Consider the following 15,366-nt stretch of genomic DNA (forward strand, 5'->3'; position numbering starts at 1 on the left):
CTCGGCATCGCCGCCGCGTCGCTCGCCGCCGCCGCGGTCGCGCTGCCGCGCGCACCGGGCGCCGGTCGGGCCGCCCACGCGGCGGACGTCGTGGCCTCCGGTGCGCTCGTCGCGGCCACGGCCAACCTCGTCAACCTGCTCGACCTGCGGCCGGGCCGTGCCCTCAAGGCCGGCGCGATCCTCGCGGTGCCGACGCTGCTCACCGCCGGTGCGCCGGCCGCGGCGGCGAGCCTCGGCGCGGCGGCGGCCGCGCTGCCGGGCGACCTCGCCGAGCGGGACATGCTCGGCGACGGCGGCGCCAACGCGCTGGGCGCCCTGCTCGGCACGGCGGCCGTCGTGGGCTGCCCACGTCCCGTGCGCTGGGCGCTGCTCGCCGGCGCGGTTGCGCTGACCGTCGCGAGCGAGAAGGTGAGCTTCACCGAGGTGATCGCCAGGACCCCGGGTCTGCGCGAGCTCGACGCCTGGGGCCGGCGGGGGTGAGCGCGCGGGCCCGCCCGCTGGCCGCGGGGCTCGCCGGGGCGGCGGCGATGATCGCGCTGGTCAACGTGGCCAGCCGGCTGATGGGGTTCCTGCGGTGGTTCGTCATGGCCAGCGAGGTGGGGCCCAACGCGCTGGGCGACGCCTACACGTCCGCGAACACGCTGCCCAACGTCCTCTTCGAGGTGGCGGCCGGTGGCGCCCTTGCCGGGGCCGTCGTCCCGCTCGTCGCCGCTCCGCTCGCGCGGTCGATGCGGGCGGAGGTCGACCGGACGGCGTCCGCCCTGCTCGGCTGGGCGATGGTGGTCCTGGTGCCGCTCGCGCTGGCCGTGGCGTTGTTCGCTCGCCCCCTGGTGGGCCTGTTCCTGTCGAGCGGGACCGACGGCCAGCTCGACGTCGCCGGGGTGCTGCTGAGCACCTTCGCGCTCCAGCTGCCGCTCTACGGGCTCGGGGTGGTCCTCAGCGGCGTGCTGCAGGCCCAGCGCCGCTTCCTCGCGGCGGCGCTCGCGCCGCTGCTCAACAGCGTCGTCGTCATCACGGTCTTCCTGGTCTTCGGCCAGATGGTCACGTCGGGCAAGGACGACCCCGCCTCGATCGCCGACGGCGCGATCCTCCTGCTGGGCTGGGGCACCACGGCCGGCGTCGCGGTGATGAGCCTGTCCCTTGTCGGTCCGGTGCTGCGGACCGGGGTCCGGCTGCGCCCCACCGTGACCTTCCCCCCGGGCGTCGCCGTGCAGGCCAGGGCCCTGGCCATCGCCGGGCTCGGCGCGCTCGTGGCGCAGCAGGTGAGCGTGGTGGTCGGCCTGGCGCTGGCCAACCGTTACGGGCAGGACGGCACCTTCTCGGTGCTGCTCTACACCCAGGCGGTCTACTTCCTGCCCTACGCCGTCCTCGCCTACCCCCTGGCCACGGCCAGCCTGCCGCGCCTCGCGGAGCACGCCGCGCGCAGCGAGGGCGCGGAGTTCGCCGGGCTCACGGCGCGGACCACCAGGGCCGTGCTCCTGGTCTCCGCCGTAGGTGCCGCGGCGCTGGCCGCCGTGGCACCGGCGGTGGAGCAGGTCTTCGCCCCGATCGCCGACGGCAGCGTGCGGGGGATGGCGACGGCCCTGACGGCGATGGCCCCCGGCCTCCTGGGCTTCGCGCTCATCCTGCACCTGTCCCGCGCCCTCTACGCGCTGCACCGCGGTCGGTCGGCCGTCGTGGCGACGGCCGCCGGCTGGCTCGTCGTGGCGGGCACGGCGCTCGTCATCGTCCCGGCACTGACGGGCGGCGGGCGGGACCAGGTCGCGACCCTGCAGGGCCTGGGTGCCGCGGGCTCGCTGGGCATGACGGTGGCCGGAGTCGGGCTCGTCGTCGCCGTCGTCCGGGCTGCGGGCGGCGACGCGGCGCGCGGTGTGCCGCGCACCGTCGGCGTGCTTGTCGCCGGCGCCGGCGCCGGCGCGGGGGCCGGCCGCTGGCTGGCCGACGTGGTCCTCGGCCCGGCCGGCACCGCGGGTCTGTGGCGCGCGCTGCTGGCCGGCATGGCGGGTGCCGCGGTGGCAGGAGCGGTGGTCCTCGCGGGCGCCGTTGTCGGTGACCGGACCGTCCTGGCGACGTTGCGGGGCCGCGACACCCCGCCACCCGCCGGAGCGGGCCCGTCCGTCCGGTAGAGTCGAAGCCCGTGGCAGAACGCGCGCATCGACTGGCCGGGCGGTCGAACAACACGACCCGGCACATCTTCGTCACGGGGGGCGTCGCCTCCTCGCTCGGCAAGGGCCTCACGGCCTCGAGCCTCGGTCGGCTGCTGCGGTCACGCGGTCTGCGGGTCACCATGCAGAAGCTGGACCCCTACCTCAACGTCGACCCCGGGACGATGAACCCGTTCCAGCACGGCGAGGTGTTCGTCACCGCCGACGGCGCCGAGACGGACCTGGACATCGGCCACTACGAGCGGTTCCTCGACGTCCCGCTCACCGCCGAGGCCAACGTCACCACCGGGCAGATCTACTCCACGGTCATCGCCAAGGAGCGTCGGGGGGAGTACCTGGGCGACACCGTCCAGGTGATCCCGCACATCACCGACGAGATCAAGCGGCGGATGCGTGCCCAGGCCGGGCCGGAGGTCGACGTCATCATCACCGAGATCGGCGGCACGGTGGGCGACATCGAGTCCCAGCCGTTCCTCGAGTCGGCCCGCCAGGTGCGCCACGACCTCGGCCGGGACAACGTCTTCTTCCTGCACGTCTCGCTCGTCCCGTACATCGGGCCCAGCGGCGAGCTGAAGACCAAGCCCACCCAGCACTCGGTCGCGGCGCTGCGCTCGATCGGCATCCAGCCGGACGCCCTCGTGCTGCGCTGCGACCGCGAGGTGCCGGAGTCGGTCAAGCGCAAGATCGCGCTCTTCACCGACGTCGACCAGGAGGCCGTGGTGACGGCGGCCGACGCGCCGAGCATCTACGACATCCCGCGCGTGCTGCACGCCGAGGGCCTCGACGCCTACGTCGTGCGCCGCCTCGACCTGCCCTTCCGGGACGTCGACTGGGCGGCGTGGGAGAAGGTGACGCACGCGGTGCACCAGCCGCGCACGCGGGTCGAGATCGCGCTCGTCGGGAAGTACGTCGACCTGCCGGACGCGTACCTGTCGGTCACCGAGGCACTGCGGGCCGGCGGGTTCGCCAACGACGCCGCCGTCGACATCCGCTGGGTGGCGTCCGACGCCTGCGCCACGCCGGAGGGCGCCGAGCGCGAGCTGGCCGGGGTCGACGCGGTGCTCGTGCCGGGTGGCTTCGGCGTGCGCGGGATCGAGGGCAAGGTCGGCGCCCTGACGTGGGCCCGCACCCACCGGGTGCCGACCCTGGGCATCTGCCTCGGCCTGCAGGTCATGGTCATCGAGTACGCGCGCACGGTCCTCGGCCTGACGGACGCGTCGTCGTCCGAGTTCGACCCGGCCACCGAGCACCCGGTCATCGCCACGATGGCCGAGCAGCTGGCGATCGTGGGCGGGGACGGCGACATGGGCGGCACCATGCGGCTCGGCTCCTACGACGCCGTCCTGGTCCCCGGCTCCGTGGTGGCCACGGCGTACGGCGCGGAGCGCGTCAGCGAGCGCCACCGGCACCGCTACGAGGTCAACAACGCCTACCGCGCACAGCTCGAGGAGGCGGGGCTGATCGTCTCCGGGGTCTCCCCTGACCGGTCGCTCGTCGAGTTCGTCGAGCTGCCCCGCGAGGCGCACCCGTACTACGTCGCCACCCAGGCGCACCCGGAGTTCCAGTCCCGGCCGACCCGGGCCCACCCCCTGTTCGCGGGTCTCGTCCAGGCGGCCCTGGCACGCCGCGAGGAGCGGTGACCCTGCGCGACGTCCCCGGTCGGCGGCCCGTGCTCTCCCACGAGCTGCTGCACGCGGGCATGATCTGGGACCTCGTCCGCGAGACCGTCGACCTCGGCGAGGCCGGCGTGGTGCGGCGCGAGTACGTGCGCCACCCGGGCGCCGTCGCGGTGCTCGCGCTCGACGAGGCGGAGCGCGTGCTGCTCGTGCGGCAGTACCGGCACCCCGTCGGGGCGGAGCTGTGGGAGCTCCCGGCCGGGCTCCTCGACGTGCCCGGTGAGCCCCACGTCGCCGCCGCCGCCCGCGAGCTCGCCGAGGAGGCCGACCTCGTGGCGGGCTCGTGGTGGCACCTCGTCGACTACCTGGCCAGCCCCGGGGGCAGCGACGAGGTGGTCCGTGTGTACCTGGCCCGCGACCTGACCGACGTCCCGCAGGGGGACCGGCACGTGCGCACCCACGAGGAGCACGGGATGGTCGCCGAGCGGGTGCCCCTGGACGACGCGGTCACCGCGGTGCTCGACGGGCGCGTGCGCAACCCCTCGGCCGTCATCGGGGTCCTGGCCGCCGCGGCGGCCAGGACGCGCGGCTGGACGGGCCTGCCCCGGGCTGACGTCGACGCCTGACATTCACCCGGTCGTGGGGGCCTCCCGCCCGGTGCGCGCCGCGATGCCCACCTAGGATCGAGCGCGTGATCCCCCGGTCCCTGACGCGCGGCGCTGCCCTGCGGCAGGAGACCCGGGGCTGGGTGCTCGCGCTGGTCCTGATGCTCGGCGCGCTCGTGTGCATCCTCATGGCCAGGGGTCCCGTGGCGCCGCTCGAGCAGCTGCCTCCCGCCGTCGGCCAGCTCGATGTGCCGCGTGCGGTGATGCTGCAGGTCGCCGCCGCGGCGCTGCTCGTGCTGGCCATCCCCGCCGTGACGTTGCGTCGCCACACCGGGGTGCTCTGGTGGCTCGTCGTGGGGTCGATCGTCGTCAACAGCGTCGTGCTCGCCGGGGCGACCTCGACGGCCGGCCTCGTGCTCACCTCGATGGCCTACACCTACGCCGTGCTCTACGCGGCCTACGCCTTCGAGCGTCGCCTGCTCGTCGGCGTGCTGGTCGCCGTGCTGGTCGGCTCGCTCGTCGGGTCGGCCCTGTCCGCGACGGGCTTCCGGTTCATCGTGTGGTTCTCGACCGTCGGTGGCGTCGTCGGCGCCGGCGCCGTGCTGGGCCACGTCATGCAGCTGCTGCGCTGGTACGCGACGGTCGACGCGCTCACGGGGGTGCTGACCCGCACGGCGTTCGACGCCACGGCCCACTCGGCGTTGAGCAGCGCCCGACGCCGTGGGGCGCAGTCCGTGCTGGTGCTCATCGACCTGGACGGGTTCAAGGCCGTCAACGACACCCACGGGCACGCGGCGGGGGACGAGCTGCTGGTCGCGACCGTGGAGGCGTGGGGGCGCCGGCTCCGGGGCCAGGACGTGCTCGGCCGCTCCGGGGGTGACGAGTTCGTCCTGCTGCTGCCGGACACCGACCTGGCCGGGGCCCGTGTGCTCGTCGAGACGCTGGGTGAGGTCAGCCCCATCGCCTTCTCCGCCGGCCTCGCACTGGCCGGCCCGGAGGACACCCTCGACCACCTGCTGCGCCGGGCCGATGCCGGGATGTACGAGGTCAAGCGCACCCGGATGGACGCGGGCGGGGCCTGAGCCGTCGGCTCAGGCGACCGCCCGCTCCGCGATCGCCCGCTCCCGCTGGGCGGAGAGCTGTGCGGTCTGGGCCACCACGAGGAGGCAGGCGCCGAGCATGTGCGCCGCGACGAGGACGGCCGGCAGGTCCGTGAGGTACTGCACGTACCCGATGAGACCCTGGGCCAGCGTCACGACGAGCAGCACGAGGGTCGCCCTGGCGGGGCCGGACGGCGCGCCCGCGGCGACGGCCCGGCGGAGCAGGACGAGCACGGCGACGACGACGGCGACGTACGTCCAGACGGAGAGCGCGTGCACCTTGGAGATCGCCGCCGGGTCCAGCGCGAAGCGGTAGGCCGCGTCGTCGTCGCCCGAGTGCGGCCCGGCGCCGGTGACCACGACACCGAGGGCGAGGACGATCGCCGCTAGCGGCACGAGCAGCAGGGACAGCCTGCGGGCGCCGGGGTCCACGACGGTCAGCGCCGGGCCGTCGGGCTGCGCCTCGCGCAGCACCAGTGCCGTCGAGACGGCGACGAGCGCCATCGAGATGAGGAAGTGGCTGCCGACGACGGCGGGGTGCAGCTCGACGAGCACCGCCATCCCGCCGACGACCGCCTGGACGACGACGCCGAGCAGCGGGGCCAGGGCCAGCAGCCGCACCCCGAGCGGGCGGCGCGGGCCGCGCAGCACCACGAGTGCCGCCGCCACGGCGAGGACCACGAGCACGCCGGTCAGGGTGCGGTTGGCGAACTCGATGATCGGGTGCCAGGTGGTCGCCTCGTGGAGCACGGGGGTGAACTCGCCGGGCTCGCACTGCGGCCACGTCGAGCACCCGAGGCCGGACCCGGTCAGGCGGACGGCACCACCGGTGACGACGATGACCACCTGCGCCACGAGGTTGGCCAGCAGCACCCGCCGGGTCAGCCGTCGCGACGGCCACCGGCGGGCGGCGGGTGCGGCGGCGGGGGAGGCTGGGGGGGAGGAGGGCGCGGCGGGGGGCTGGGTCAGGCTGCTCACCGGACCACCGTAGCCGCGCGACGATGCCGCGGTCGCCCCGCTCAGTCCCAGCGGAACCAGCGGGTCGCGGCCGCCCCGAGCAGGGCGGCCCAGCCGGTCAGGACGAGCAGGGCGACGGCAGGTGCCGCACCGTCCGTGAGGGCCGCCCGCAGGGCCCCGCCCAGGGCTCCGGCGGGCTGCCACGCTGCCAGGGCCGCGAGCGGCCCTGGCAGCTGGTCCGCGGGGAGCACGACGCCGCCGCCGACGAGCAGGAGCACCCACAGGAGGTTGGCCACGGCCAGCACGGCCTCGGCGCGCAGCACGCCCGCGAGGAGCAGCGCGAGGCTGGTGAACGCCGCCGTGCCCAGCAGCAGGGCGAGCACAGCCGCCGGGATCCCGGCGGGCTCCGGGCGCCAGCCGAGGGTCACGGCGACGGCGGAGAGCACGGTCACCTGGCCGGCCTGGAGGACCAGGACGGCCCCGACCTTGCCCGCCACCAGCCCGCCGCGCCCCAGGGGCGTGGTCGCCAGCAGGCGCAGCACGCCGTTGCGCCGGTCGAACCCCGTGGTGATCGCCTGGGACGTGAAGGCCGTCGACATCACGGCGAGCGCGAGGATGCCGGGGGCGACGAGCGCCATGCGGTCCCCGGGGCCGACGTCGACGAGGTCCGTGCGTGTGAGCACCACGAGCAGCAGGACCGGCAGCACGAGGGTGATGAGCAGCTGCTCGCCGTTGCGCAGCACGGTCCGCGTCTCGAGCAGCACCTGCGCACCGATCCGGCGGGCCGCCGGCGCGGCTGCGCGCGGGGCGTCGGGCGTCGGGCGCGGTGCGGACGCGGACGACGGCGTGGTGGGGCTCATCGCAGCTCCCGCCCGGTGAGGTCGAGCACCACGTCCTCCAGCGTCCGCCGACCCGCATCCATCGCCGTGACCAGCAGACCGGCGTCCCGGGCCCAGCCCGTCACCGCGTGCAGCAGGGCGGGGTCGGCCGGGGCCCGGACCTCGAGCTCACCGGCCGTGGTGACCGTCACCGCGATCACGCCCGCGGAGGCGGCCGCGCGCTCGCCCGCGGCCGCCGGTGCGGTGAAGCCGCCGTCGGCCAGCGCGGCCGCGAGCCCGCGCGCCGCGACGTCGGGCACGGCGCCGCGCACGCTCAGCCGCACGACGCCGTCGTCCCCGACCAGCTCTGCCGGCGTCCCGGCGACGAGCGCCCGCCCGTGGTCCACGACGACGACGTGGTCGGCGAGGGTCTGGGCCTCGGCGATCTGATGCGTGGTGAGCAGCACGGTGGTGCCCTCGCCACGCAGCTCGGCGACGAGGTCCCAGACGGCGAGCCGGGCCTGGGGGTCGAGGCCGGCCGTCGGCTCGTCGAGCAGCAGCACCTCGGGACGGCCCACGACGGCGGTGGCGAGCGCGAGGCGGCGCCGCTGCCCCCCGGACAGCCGGCGCACCGTGGTCCGTGCGAAGGCGTCGATCCCCAGCCGGGCCGCGAGCGCCGCGACGTCGCGCGGGGCGACGTACATCCGGGACACGTGCGTGAGGACCTCACCGGCGGGCACGGTGCTCGGCAGACCGCCGTCCTGGAGCATCACCCCGACGCGCGGACGCAGGGCCCTGGCGTCGGCGACCGGGTCGAGGCCGAGCACGCGCACGCTGCCGGCGTCGGGCCGGCGCAGGCCCTCGCAGCACTCCACGGTGGTCGTCTTGCCGGCGCCGTTGGGGCCGAGCACCGCGGTGAGCGCACCGGCCGGGGCGGCCAGGTCCAGGCCGCGCACCGCCGGGGTCGCGCCGTAGCTCTTGACCAGGCCGGTCACGAGGACGGCCGGTGCGGGGGAGGGAGGCACGCAGGGAGTCTAGGCCCGCCCGTGCGCCAGGTGAGGTGAGCCTTCGTTGCCAGGAAGGATTTCAGCAACGACGATGTTGCCAATATCGTTGCGCCGCGAGGTGGCGACGCCGCACGACCGAGCCGAACGGAGGTGACCATGGCTGACGACCCGACCGAGGGCCCCACGCGCGAGCGGATCCTGCGCCTGGTCGCCGAGGCCGGCCCGGTCTCCGTCGTCGAGCTCGCCCGTGACCTCGCGCTGACCACGGCGGGCGTCCGGCGCCACGTCGCCGCGCTGGAGGACAGCGGGCAGATCGTCGTGCACGCGACCGGTCAGCCCGGGCCGGCGGGGCGCGGGCGCCCGGCACGCCGCTACGTCGCCACCGAGCGCGGTCAGCAGGAGATGGTCGGCGCGTACGCCGACCTCGCCGCCGAGGTGCTCCGCTTCGTCGCCGAGTCCGGCGGCGAGCCGGCCGTGCACGCCTTCGCCGAACGCCGCGTCGCCGACCTCGAGGCCCGCCTCGACCCGGCGATGGCTGACGTCGGCGACGACGTCGCCGCGCGCGTCACGGCGCTGGCCGCGGCCCTCGCGGCGGACGGCTACGCCGCGTCGGCCCGGCCCGTGCCCGCCGGGCGTGCCGTCCAGCTCTGCCAGGGGCACTGCCCCGTGCAGGACGTCGCGGCGCAGTTCCCCGAGCTGTGCGAGGCAGAGACCCAGATGTTCGCCCGGGTGCTGGGCGTGCACGTCCAGCGCCTGTCCACGCTCGCCTCCGGCGGGCACGTCTGCACCACGCACGTCCCGGTCGGCCTCGTCGCCGCCGGTCTCCCCGCCCGACCCGACAGCCGCCCCGACGCGGCGATGGAGGCACGACGATGAGCGCACCCGCGCAGTCCACGACGACCCCCGCCCCGACCTCCGACGCGGAGATCATCGACTCGATCGGGTCGTACGGGTACGGCTGGCACGACTCCGACGCCGCCGGGCAGTCCGCCCGGCGAGGCCTCGACGAGAGCGTGGTCCGCAACATCTCCGCGCTCAAGGACGAGCCGCAGTGGATGCTCGACCTGCGCCTGAAGTCGCTGCGCCTGTTCGAGAAGAAGCCCATGCCCGGCTGGGGCGCCGACCTGTCGGGGATCGACTTCGACAACATCAAGTACTTCGTGCGGTCGACCGAGAAGCAGGCCACCAGCTGGGAGGACCTGCCCGACGACATCAAGCGCACCTACGACCGGCTCGGCATCCCCGAGGCGGAGAAGCAGCGCCTCGTCTCCGGCGTCGCGGCCCAGTACGAGTCCGAGGTCGTCTACCACCAGATCCGTGAGGACCTCGAGCAGCAGGGCGTGCTCTTCCTCGACACGGACACCGCTCTGCGCGAGCACCCGGACGTGTTCCTGGAGTACTTCGGCACCGTCATCCCGCCCGGCGACAACAAGTTCTCGGCGCTCAACACCGCGGTGTGGTCCGGCGGCTCGTTCGTCTACGTCCCGCCGGGTGTGCACGTGGACATCCCGCTGCAGGCCTACTTCCGGATCAACACCGAGAACATGGGCCAGTTCGAGCGGACGCTCATCATCGCCGACGAGGGCTCGTACGTGCACTACGTCGAGGGCTGCACGGCGCCCATCTACTCGAGCGACTCGCTGCACTCCGCCGTCGTGGAGATCATCGTCAAGAAGAACGCCCGGGTGCGCTACACGACCATCCAGAACTGGTCCAACAACGTCTACAACCTCGTCACCAAGCGGGCCACGGCCGCGCAGGGCGCGACGATGGAGTGGGTCGACGGCAACATCGGCTCCAAGGTGACGATGAAGTACCCCGCGATCTACCTCATGGGCGAGCACGCCTCGGGCGAGACGCTGTCCATCGCGTTCGCCGGCGCGGGCCAGCACCAGGACGCCGGGGCGAAGATGGTGCACGCCGCACCGCACACGTCGTCCTCGATCATCTCGAAGTCCGTGGCGCGCGGCGGCGGGCGCACGTCGTACCGCGGCCTGGTCCAGGTGCTCGAGGGCGCCGAGCACTCGTCGTCGAACGTGCTGTGCGACGCGCTGCTCGTCGACCAGATCTCGCGCTCGGACACCTATCCGTACGTCGACGTCCGCGAGGACGACGTGTCCATGGGGCACGAGGCGACGGTCTCGCGGGTCAGCGAGGAGCAGCTGTTCTACCTCATGTCGCGCGGCATGCCCGAGTCCGAGGCGATGGCGATGATCGTGCGCGGGTTCGTCGAGCCGATCGCCCGCGAGCTGCCCATGGAGTACGCCCTGGAGCTCAACCGCCTCATCGAGCTGCAGATGGAAGGGTCCGTCGGCTGATGACGTCCGCCACCCCCAGCACGCTCGAGACCACCGCAACCGGAGAGGCACCGACCACCGCGATGTCCCAGTCCACCGACCAGCTCGGCCTGAGCACCGACCACAGCCGGGCCGTCGCCGACGCCCCGCACACGCACGGGCGCGGCGGCGTGCCGCAGGCCTCGCGCGCGGCGCGGCCGACGTCCTTCGACCTCGCGGACTTCCCTGTGCCCACCGGCCGCGAGGAGGAGTGGCGGTTCGCGCCCGTCGCCCGCATCGTGCCCTTGTTCGACGCCGAGGGCACCGGCCTGACCGGCTCGGGTGTCCAGACCACGGTGGTCAACCCGCCCGAGGTGCAGGTCGAGATCGTCGGCCGCGACGACGCCCGGCTCGGCACCGCCGGCCGGCCGGGCGACCGCACCGCCGCGTCCGCGTGGACGTCGTTCCCCGAGGCCACCGTCGTGACCGTCAAGGCCCAGGCCGTGGCCTCGGCCGCGACGAGCGTGCGGGTCGAGGGGACCGCGCTGGGCGAGCTCGCGCCCACCGCGACCCACCTCCTGGTGCACGCGCTCGAGCTGAGCGAGGCCGTCGTCATCGTCGACCACGTCGGCGCCGCGCTGCTCACCGAGACCGTCGAGATCGTCGCCGAGGCCGGCGCGCACCTCACGGTCGTCTCGATCCACGACTGGGCGGCGGGTTCCGTCCACACCACGGCGCACCGCCTGCGGCTGGGCCGCGACGCGACCGTCAAGCACATCGTCGTCACGCTCGGCGGCGACGTCGTCCGGGTCACGCCGGACGCGGAGTTCACCGGCGAGGGCGGCCAGATCGACGCGCTCGGCCTGTACTTCGCCGACGCCGGCCAGCACCAGGAGCACCGGCTCTTCATCGACCACGCCGTGCCGTCCTGCCGCTCGCGCGTGACGTACAAGGGCGCCCTGCAGGGCAACGGCGCGCACACGGTCTGGGTGGGTGACGTGCTCATCCGGGCCAACGCCGAGGGCACCGACACCTACGAGCTCAACCGCAACCTCGTGCTCTCGGACGGCGCGCGCGCCGACTCGGTGCCGAACCTCGAGATCGAGACCGGCCTCATCGAGGGTGCCGGGCACGCCAGCGCGACCGGCCGGTTCGACGACGAGCAGCTGTTCTACCTCCAGGCGCGCGGCATCCCCGAGGCCGATGCCCGGCGCCTGGTGGTGCGCGGCTTCTTCGCCGAGCTCATCGCGAAGATCGGCGTCCCGGCGATCGAGGAGCGGCTGCTCGGCGCGATCGAGGCCGAGCTCGCGCGCTCCATGGGCGAGATCGAGACCGGCGCGGCCCGGTGAGCGCGCTCGAGGCCTGTCGCATCGCCGACCTCGCCCCCGGTACGGCCCTGCGGGTCGAGCTCGCGGGCGATGCCGGCCCGGTCGAGGTGGCCGTCGTGCGCGCCGCAGACGGCACCGTGCACGCCATCTCCGACATCTGCTCGCACGGGCAGGTGTCCCTGTCCGACGGCGACGTCGAGGGCTCCACCATCGAGTGCTGGCTGCACGGGTCGAGCTTCGACCTGCGCACCGGCGCCCCCCTGGCGCTGCCCGCGACCCGCCCGGTCCCCGTCTACCCCGTCACCCTCGACGGCGAGCGCGTGCTCGTCGACGTCGACGCCACCACGAACGCCTGAGGAGCCCCCATGTCCACCCTGGAGATCCGCGACCTGCACGTCAGCGTCGAGACGAAGGAGGGCCCCAAGGCCATCCTGCGCGGCGTCGACCTCACGGTCGCCGCCGGTCAGACGCACGCCATCATGGGCCCCAACGGCTCGGGCAAGTCGACCCTCGCCTACTCGCTCGCCGGCCACCCCAAGTACCAGATCACCAGCGGCACGGTGCTGCTGGACGGCCAGGACGTGCTGGCGATGACGGTCGACGAGCGCGCGCGCGCCGGGATGTTCCTGGCCATGCAGTACCCGGTCGAGGTGCCCGGCGTCAGCGTGTCGAACTTCCTGCGCACGGCCAAGACCGCGATCGACGGGCAGGCGCCACCGCTGCGGCACTGGGTCAAGGAGGTCCGTACCGCCATGGAGCAGCTGCGGATCGACCCGGTCTTCGCCGAGCGCAACGTCAACGAGGGGTTCTCCGGCGGGGAGAAGAAGCGCCACGAGATCCTCCAGATGGAGCTGCTCAAGCCGAAGATCGCGATCCTCGACGAGACGGACTCCGGCCTGGATGTCGACGCGCTGCGGATCGTGTCCGAGGGCGTCAACCGCGTCGCGGCGTCCGGCGAGGTGGGCGTGCTGCTCATCACGCACTACACGCGGATCCTGCGGTACATCAAGCCGGACTTCGTGCACGTGTTCGTCGACGGCCGGATCGCCGAGGAGGGCGGCCCGGAGCTCGCCGACCAGCTCGAGGCCGAGGGCTACGACCGGTTCGTCCGCACGAGCGTCTGAGCCCGTCCGGCCAGCGCGACCAGCCACCGACCCGCCGAGGAGACCGATGACCACCACCGCCGCACCGCCGGACGGCTCCGGCGCGCCCGCGGCGGCCGACCGCCCGCCGGCCGGGCTGTCGCCGGCCGAGCTGGCGGCGGTCCGGGCGGACTTCCCGCTCCTGGCCCGGACGGTGCGCGGCAAGCCGCTGGTCTACCTCGACTCCGCTGCGACGTCCCAGCGGCCCGACGTCGTGCTCGACGCGGAGCAGGACTTCTCCACGCAGCGCAACGCCGCCGTCCACCGCGGCGCGCACGCGCTCGCGGAGGAGGCCACCGAGGCCTACGAGCAGGCCAGGGTCGAGGTGGCAGGATTCGTCGGCGCGGCGCCGGACGAGATCGTCTGGACCTCCAACGCGACGGCGGCCCTCAACCTCGTCACCTACGCCCTGTCCAACGCGACGGCGGGACGCGGTGGAGCCGCGGCACGGCGGTTCGTGCTCGGACCGGGCGACGAGATCGTCGTCACGCAGGCCGAGCACCACGCGAACCTCGTGCCGTGGCAGGAGCTCTGCGCGCGCACGGGCGCCACGCTGCGCTGGATCGGCGTGGACGACGACGGCCGGCTGCGCACGGACGAGCTCGCGACGGTCGTCACCGACCGCACCCGGGTGCTGGCCTTCACGCACGCGTCGAACGTCACCGGTGCGGTGACCGACGTCGGCGCGTTCGTGGCCCGGGCGCGCGAGGTGGGCGCTCTGACGGTGCTCGACGCGTGCCAGAGCGTGCCCCACCTGCCCGTGGACCTGAACGCGCTCGGCGTCGACCTCGCCGCGTTCTCCGGGCACAAGATGCTCGGCCCCACGGGCGTCGGTGCGCTCTACGGGCGGCGCGAGGTGCTCGAGGCGATGCCCCCCGTCTCCACCGGCGGCTCGATGGTCGAGGTCGTCACCATGGAGAACGCCACCTACGCCGCTCCGCCCCAGCGGTTCGAGGCCGGCACCCAGATGGTCTCGCAGGTGGTCGGCCTCGGCGCTGCGGCGCGGTACCTCGGTGACCTGGGCATGGCCGCCGTGGCCGCCCACGAGGCCGCGATGACCGCGCTGCTGCTCGACGCCGTCGCGTCGGTCCCCGGTGTGCGCGTGCTCGGACCCACGACGCCGGCCGACCGGCTCGCCGCCGTCTCGTTCGTGGTGGACGGCGTGCACGCGCACGACGTCGGCCAGGTGCTCGACGACGCCGGTGTGGCCGTGCGGGTGGGGCACCACTGCGCCCAGCCGCTGCACCGGCGGTTCGGCGTCGCGGCCAGCGCGCGCGCCTCGGCTGCGGTCTACACGACGGCCGACGACGTCGCGGTGTTCGCCCGCGCCCTGGCCGGCGTGCGGCCGTACTTCGGCCTCGGTGACGCGGAGCCCGCCGGGAGCGCGACCGACGGGGGAGCCCGATGAGCTCGATGGACCAGCTCTACCAGCAGCTCATCCTCGAGCACGCCAAGAGTCCGCACGGCAAGGGTCTCCGTGCCGGCGGGTCCGGGGAGTCGTTCCAGGTCAACCCCACGTGCGGGGACGAGGTGCGGCTGCGCGTGCACCTCGCGCCCGACCTCGCCGGCGCCGCGGGGCCGGTCGTCGAACGCGTCTCGTGGGAGGGCCAGGGATGCTCCATCTCCCAGGCGTCGCTCTCCGTGATGGCCGACCTCGTCGAGGGTGTCCCGATGGCCACGGCCGAGGGGCTCGGCGAGACCTTCCGCGAGCTCATGCACTCGCGCGGCAAGGGCCTGGACGAGGACGCCGAGGACGCGCTCGGCGACGCCACGGCCTTCACCGGCGTGTCCCAGTACCCGGCGCGCATCAAGTGCGCCCTGCTCGGCTGGGCGGCGCTGCGCGACGCGCTCGCCCAGGCAGGCACCCCCGACCCGGACGTCGCCCCCGGCGACGTCGCGCCCGACCAGGAGGACCGATGACCAGCGCCCCCGGGGCCACGCCCAGCCCGACCACAGCGGCCGACGTCGAGGAGGCCCTGCGCGACGTCATCGACCCCGAGCTCGGGATCAACGTCGTCGACCTCGGACTCATCTACGGCGTCGCGCTCGACGGCAACAACCACGCCGTCATCGACATGACGCTGACCTCGGCTGCCTGCCCGCTGACCGACGTCATCGAGGACCAGGCCGGTGCCGTGCTGCACGGCCTCATCGACGGCTTCCGGATCAACTGGGTCTGGATGCCGCCGTGGGGCCCCGAGAAGATCACCCCCGACGGGCGCGAGCAGCTCCGCGCCCTGGGCTTCAACATCTGACACCGACCCCGCGTCGGCTGTCCCGCGCTCGGCGGTGGCCTCGGTACCGTCCCGCGGCTGCCGCGGCTGCGGCCTTGGCCGCGCCTCCGACGGCCTT

15 protein-coding genes and 1 pseudogene are annotated in these 15,366 nt (G+C 74.4%); 13 read left to right on the forward strand and 3 right to left on the reverse strand.

Annotated features, from left to right (window positions below):
- The 5 genes and pseudogenes from PKY62_RS08495 to PKY62_RS08515 form a co-directional block, all read left to right on the forward strand.
- Window positions 1-480, forward strand: a pseudogene (locus PKY62_RS08495) (hypothetical protein); the annotation flags it as partial.
- Entirely contained in the window at window positions 477-2,126 is a 1,650-nt protein-coding gene (murJ, locus tag PKY62_RS08500; RefSeq protein ID WP_324536277.1) for a murein biosynthesis integral membrane protein MurJ, read from the forward strand. The pseudogene PKY62_RS08495 and the gene murJ, both read left to right, overlap by 4 nt.
- An 11-nt stretch (window positions 2,127-2,137) precedes the next feature.
- On the forward strand, window positions 2,138-3,805 hold the full coding sequence (pyrG, locus tag PKY62_RS08505; RefSeq protein WP_324536278.1) for a CTP synthase: 1,668 nt from the start codon (window positions 2,138-2,140) through the stop codon (window positions 3,803-3,805).
- Window positions 3,802-4,407: an NUDIX domain-containing protein gene (locus PKY62_RS08510; protein ID WP_324536279.1), complete on the forward strand. Its 606-nt coding sequence runs from the start codon at window positions 3,802-3,804 to the stop codon at window positions 4,405-4,407. Before pyrG ends, PKY62_RS08510 begins: the two co-directional genes overlap by 4 nt.
- A 65-nt stretch (window positions 4,408-4,472) precedes the next feature.
- Window positions 4,473-5,468, forward strand: a complete 996-nt coding sequence (locus PKY62_RS08515) for a GGDEF domain-containing protein (protein ID WP_324536280.1) — start codon at window positions 4,473-4,475, stop codon at window positions 5,466-5,468.
- 9 nt (window positions 5,469-5,477) lie between these two features.
- On the opposite strand, the gene PKY62_RS08520 is transcribed toward PKY62_RS08515, so the two are convergent.
- Genes PKY62_RS08520 through PKY62_RS08530 form a run of 3 tightly spaced genes read right to left on the reverse strand, consistent with a single transcriptional unit; the run spans window position 5,478 to window position 8,286 of the window.
- Window positions 5,478-6,464 carry a COX15/CtaA family protein gene (locus tag PKY62_RS08520; RefSeq protein ID WP_324536281.1) on the reverse strand — a complete coding sequence of 329 codons (987 nt, stop codon included), beginning with the start codon at window positions 6,462-6,464 and terminating at the stop codon, window positions 5,478-5,480.
- Window positions 6,465-6,505: 41 nt separating this feature from the next.
- The gene (locus PKY62_RS08525; protein ID WP_324536282.1) at window positions 6,506-7,303 is read right to left on the reverse strand and encodes an ABC transporter permease; all 798 of its coding nucleotides are present in this window, start codon (window positions 7,301-7,303) and stop codon (window positions 6,506-6,508) included.
- Window positions 7,300-8,286: an ABC transporter ATP-binding protein gene (locus PKY62_RS08530; RefSeq protein ID WP_324536283.1), complete on the reverse strand. Its 987-nt coding sequence runs from the start codon at window positions 8,284-8,286 to the stop codon at window positions 7,300-7,302. Before PKY62_RS08530 ends, PKY62_RS08525 begins: the two co-directional genes overlap by 4 nt.
- 138 nt (window positions 8,287-8,424) lie before the next feature.
- Between PKY62_RS08530 and PKY62_RS08535 the strand changes: the two genes are divergently transcribed.
- From PKY62_RS08535 to PKY62_RS08570, 8 genes are all read left to right on the forward strand, one after another.
- Window positions 8,425-9,144 carry a helix-turn-helix transcriptional regulator gene (locus tag PKY62_RS08535; RefSeq protein WP_324536284.1) on the forward strand — a complete coding sequence of 240 codons (720 nt, stop codon included), beginning with the start codon at window positions 8,425-8,427 and terminating at the stop codon, window positions 9,142-9,144.
- A complete protein-coding gene (gene sufB, locus PKY62_RS08540) occupies window positions 9,141-10,586 on the forward strand; it encodes a Fe-S cluster assembly protein SufB (protein WP_324536285.1) in 1,446 nt (481 codons plus the stop codon). The genes PKY62_RS08535 and sufB overlap by 4 nt, the downstream gene beginning before the upstream one ends.
- Window positions 10,587-10,648: 62 nt before the next feature.
- Window positions 10,649-11,893, forward strand: a complete 1,245-nt coding sequence (gene sufD, locus PKY62_RS08545) for a Fe-S cluster assembly protein SufD (protein ID WP_324536291.1) — start codon at window positions 10,649-10,651, stop codon at window positions 11,891-11,893.
- Entirely contained in the window at window positions 11,890-12,228 is a 339-nt protein-coding gene (locus PKY62_RS08550; RefSeq protein ID WP_324536286.1) for a non-heme iron oxygenase ferredoxin subunit, read from the forward strand. The genes sufD and PKY62_RS08550 overlap by 4 nt, the downstream gene beginning before the upstream one ends.
- A gap of 9 nt (window positions 12,229-12,237) precedes the next feature.
- Window positions 12,238-12,996 (forward strand): Fe-S cluster assembly ATPase SufC, encoded by a 759-nt coding sequence (gene sufC, locus PKY62_RS08555; RefSeq protein ID WP_324536287.1) that lies wholly within the window; start codon window positions 12,238-12,240, stop codon window positions 12,994-12,996.
- Between the two features lie 46 nt (window positions 12,997-13,042).
- Window positions 13,043-14,422, forward strand: coding sequence for a SufS family cysteine desulfurase (locus PKY62_RS08560; protein ID WP_324536288.1), 1,380 nt, complete (start codon window positions 13,043-13,045; stop codon window positions 14,420-14,422).
- Window positions 14,419-14,934, forward strand: a complete 516-nt coding sequence (gene sufU, locus PKY62_RS08565; protein ID WP_324536289.1) for a Fe-S cluster assembly sulfur transfer protein SufU — start codon at window positions 14,419-14,421, stop codon at window positions 14,932-14,934. Before PKY62_RS08560 ends, sufU begins: the two co-directional genes overlap by 4 nt.
- Complete coding sequence (locus PKY62_RS08570; protein ID WP_324536290.1) at window positions 14,931-15,269, forward strand: metal-sulfur cluster assembly factor; 339 nt, start codon at window positions 14,931-14,933, stop codon at window positions 15,267-15,269. The genes sufU and PKY62_RS08570 overlap by 4 nt, the downstream gene beginning before the upstream one ends.
- The last annotated feature ends 97 nt before the right edge of the window (window positions 15,270-15,366 follow it).

Origin of the sequence: Actinotalea sp. (assembly GCF_035443605.1) — a bacterium.
GTDB lineage: Bacteria > Actinomycetota > Actinomycetes > Actinomycetales > Cellulomonadaceae > Actinotalea.

Bases quoted from the DNA above. Each gene is read 5' to 3' on its own strand.
- PKY62_RS08525 (WP_324536282.1), bottom strand. From the start codon at position 7,303: ATGAGCCCCACCACGCCGTCGTCCGCGTCCGCACCGCGCCCGACGCCC.
- PKY62_RS08535 (WP_324536284.1), top strand. From the start codon at position 8,425: ATGGCTGACGACCCGACCGAGGGCCCCACGCGCGAGCGGATCCTGCGC.
- sufB (WP_324536285.1), top strand. From the start codon at position 9,141: ATGAGCGCACCCGCGCAGTCCACGACGACCCCCGCCCCGACCTCCGAC.
- sufD (WP_324536291.1), top strand. From the start codon at position 10,649: ATGTCCCAGTCCACCGACCAGCTCGGCCTGAGCACCGACCACAGCCGG.
- sufC (WP_324536287.1), top strand. From the start codon at position 12,238: ATGTCCACCCTGGAGATCCGCGACCTGCACGTCAGCGTCGAGACGAAG.
- PKY62_RS08560 (WP_324536288.1), top strand. From the start codon at position 13,043: ATGACCACCACCGCCGCACCGCCGGACGGCTCCGGCGCGCCCGCGGCG.
- sufU (WP_324536289.1), top strand. From the start codon at position 14,419: ATGAGCTCGATGGACCAGCTCTACCAGCAGCTCATCCTCGAGCACGCC.
- PKY62_RS08570 (WP_324536290.1), top strand. From the start codon at position 14,931: ATGACCAGCGCCCCCGGGGCCACGCCCAGCCCGACCACAGCGGCCGAC.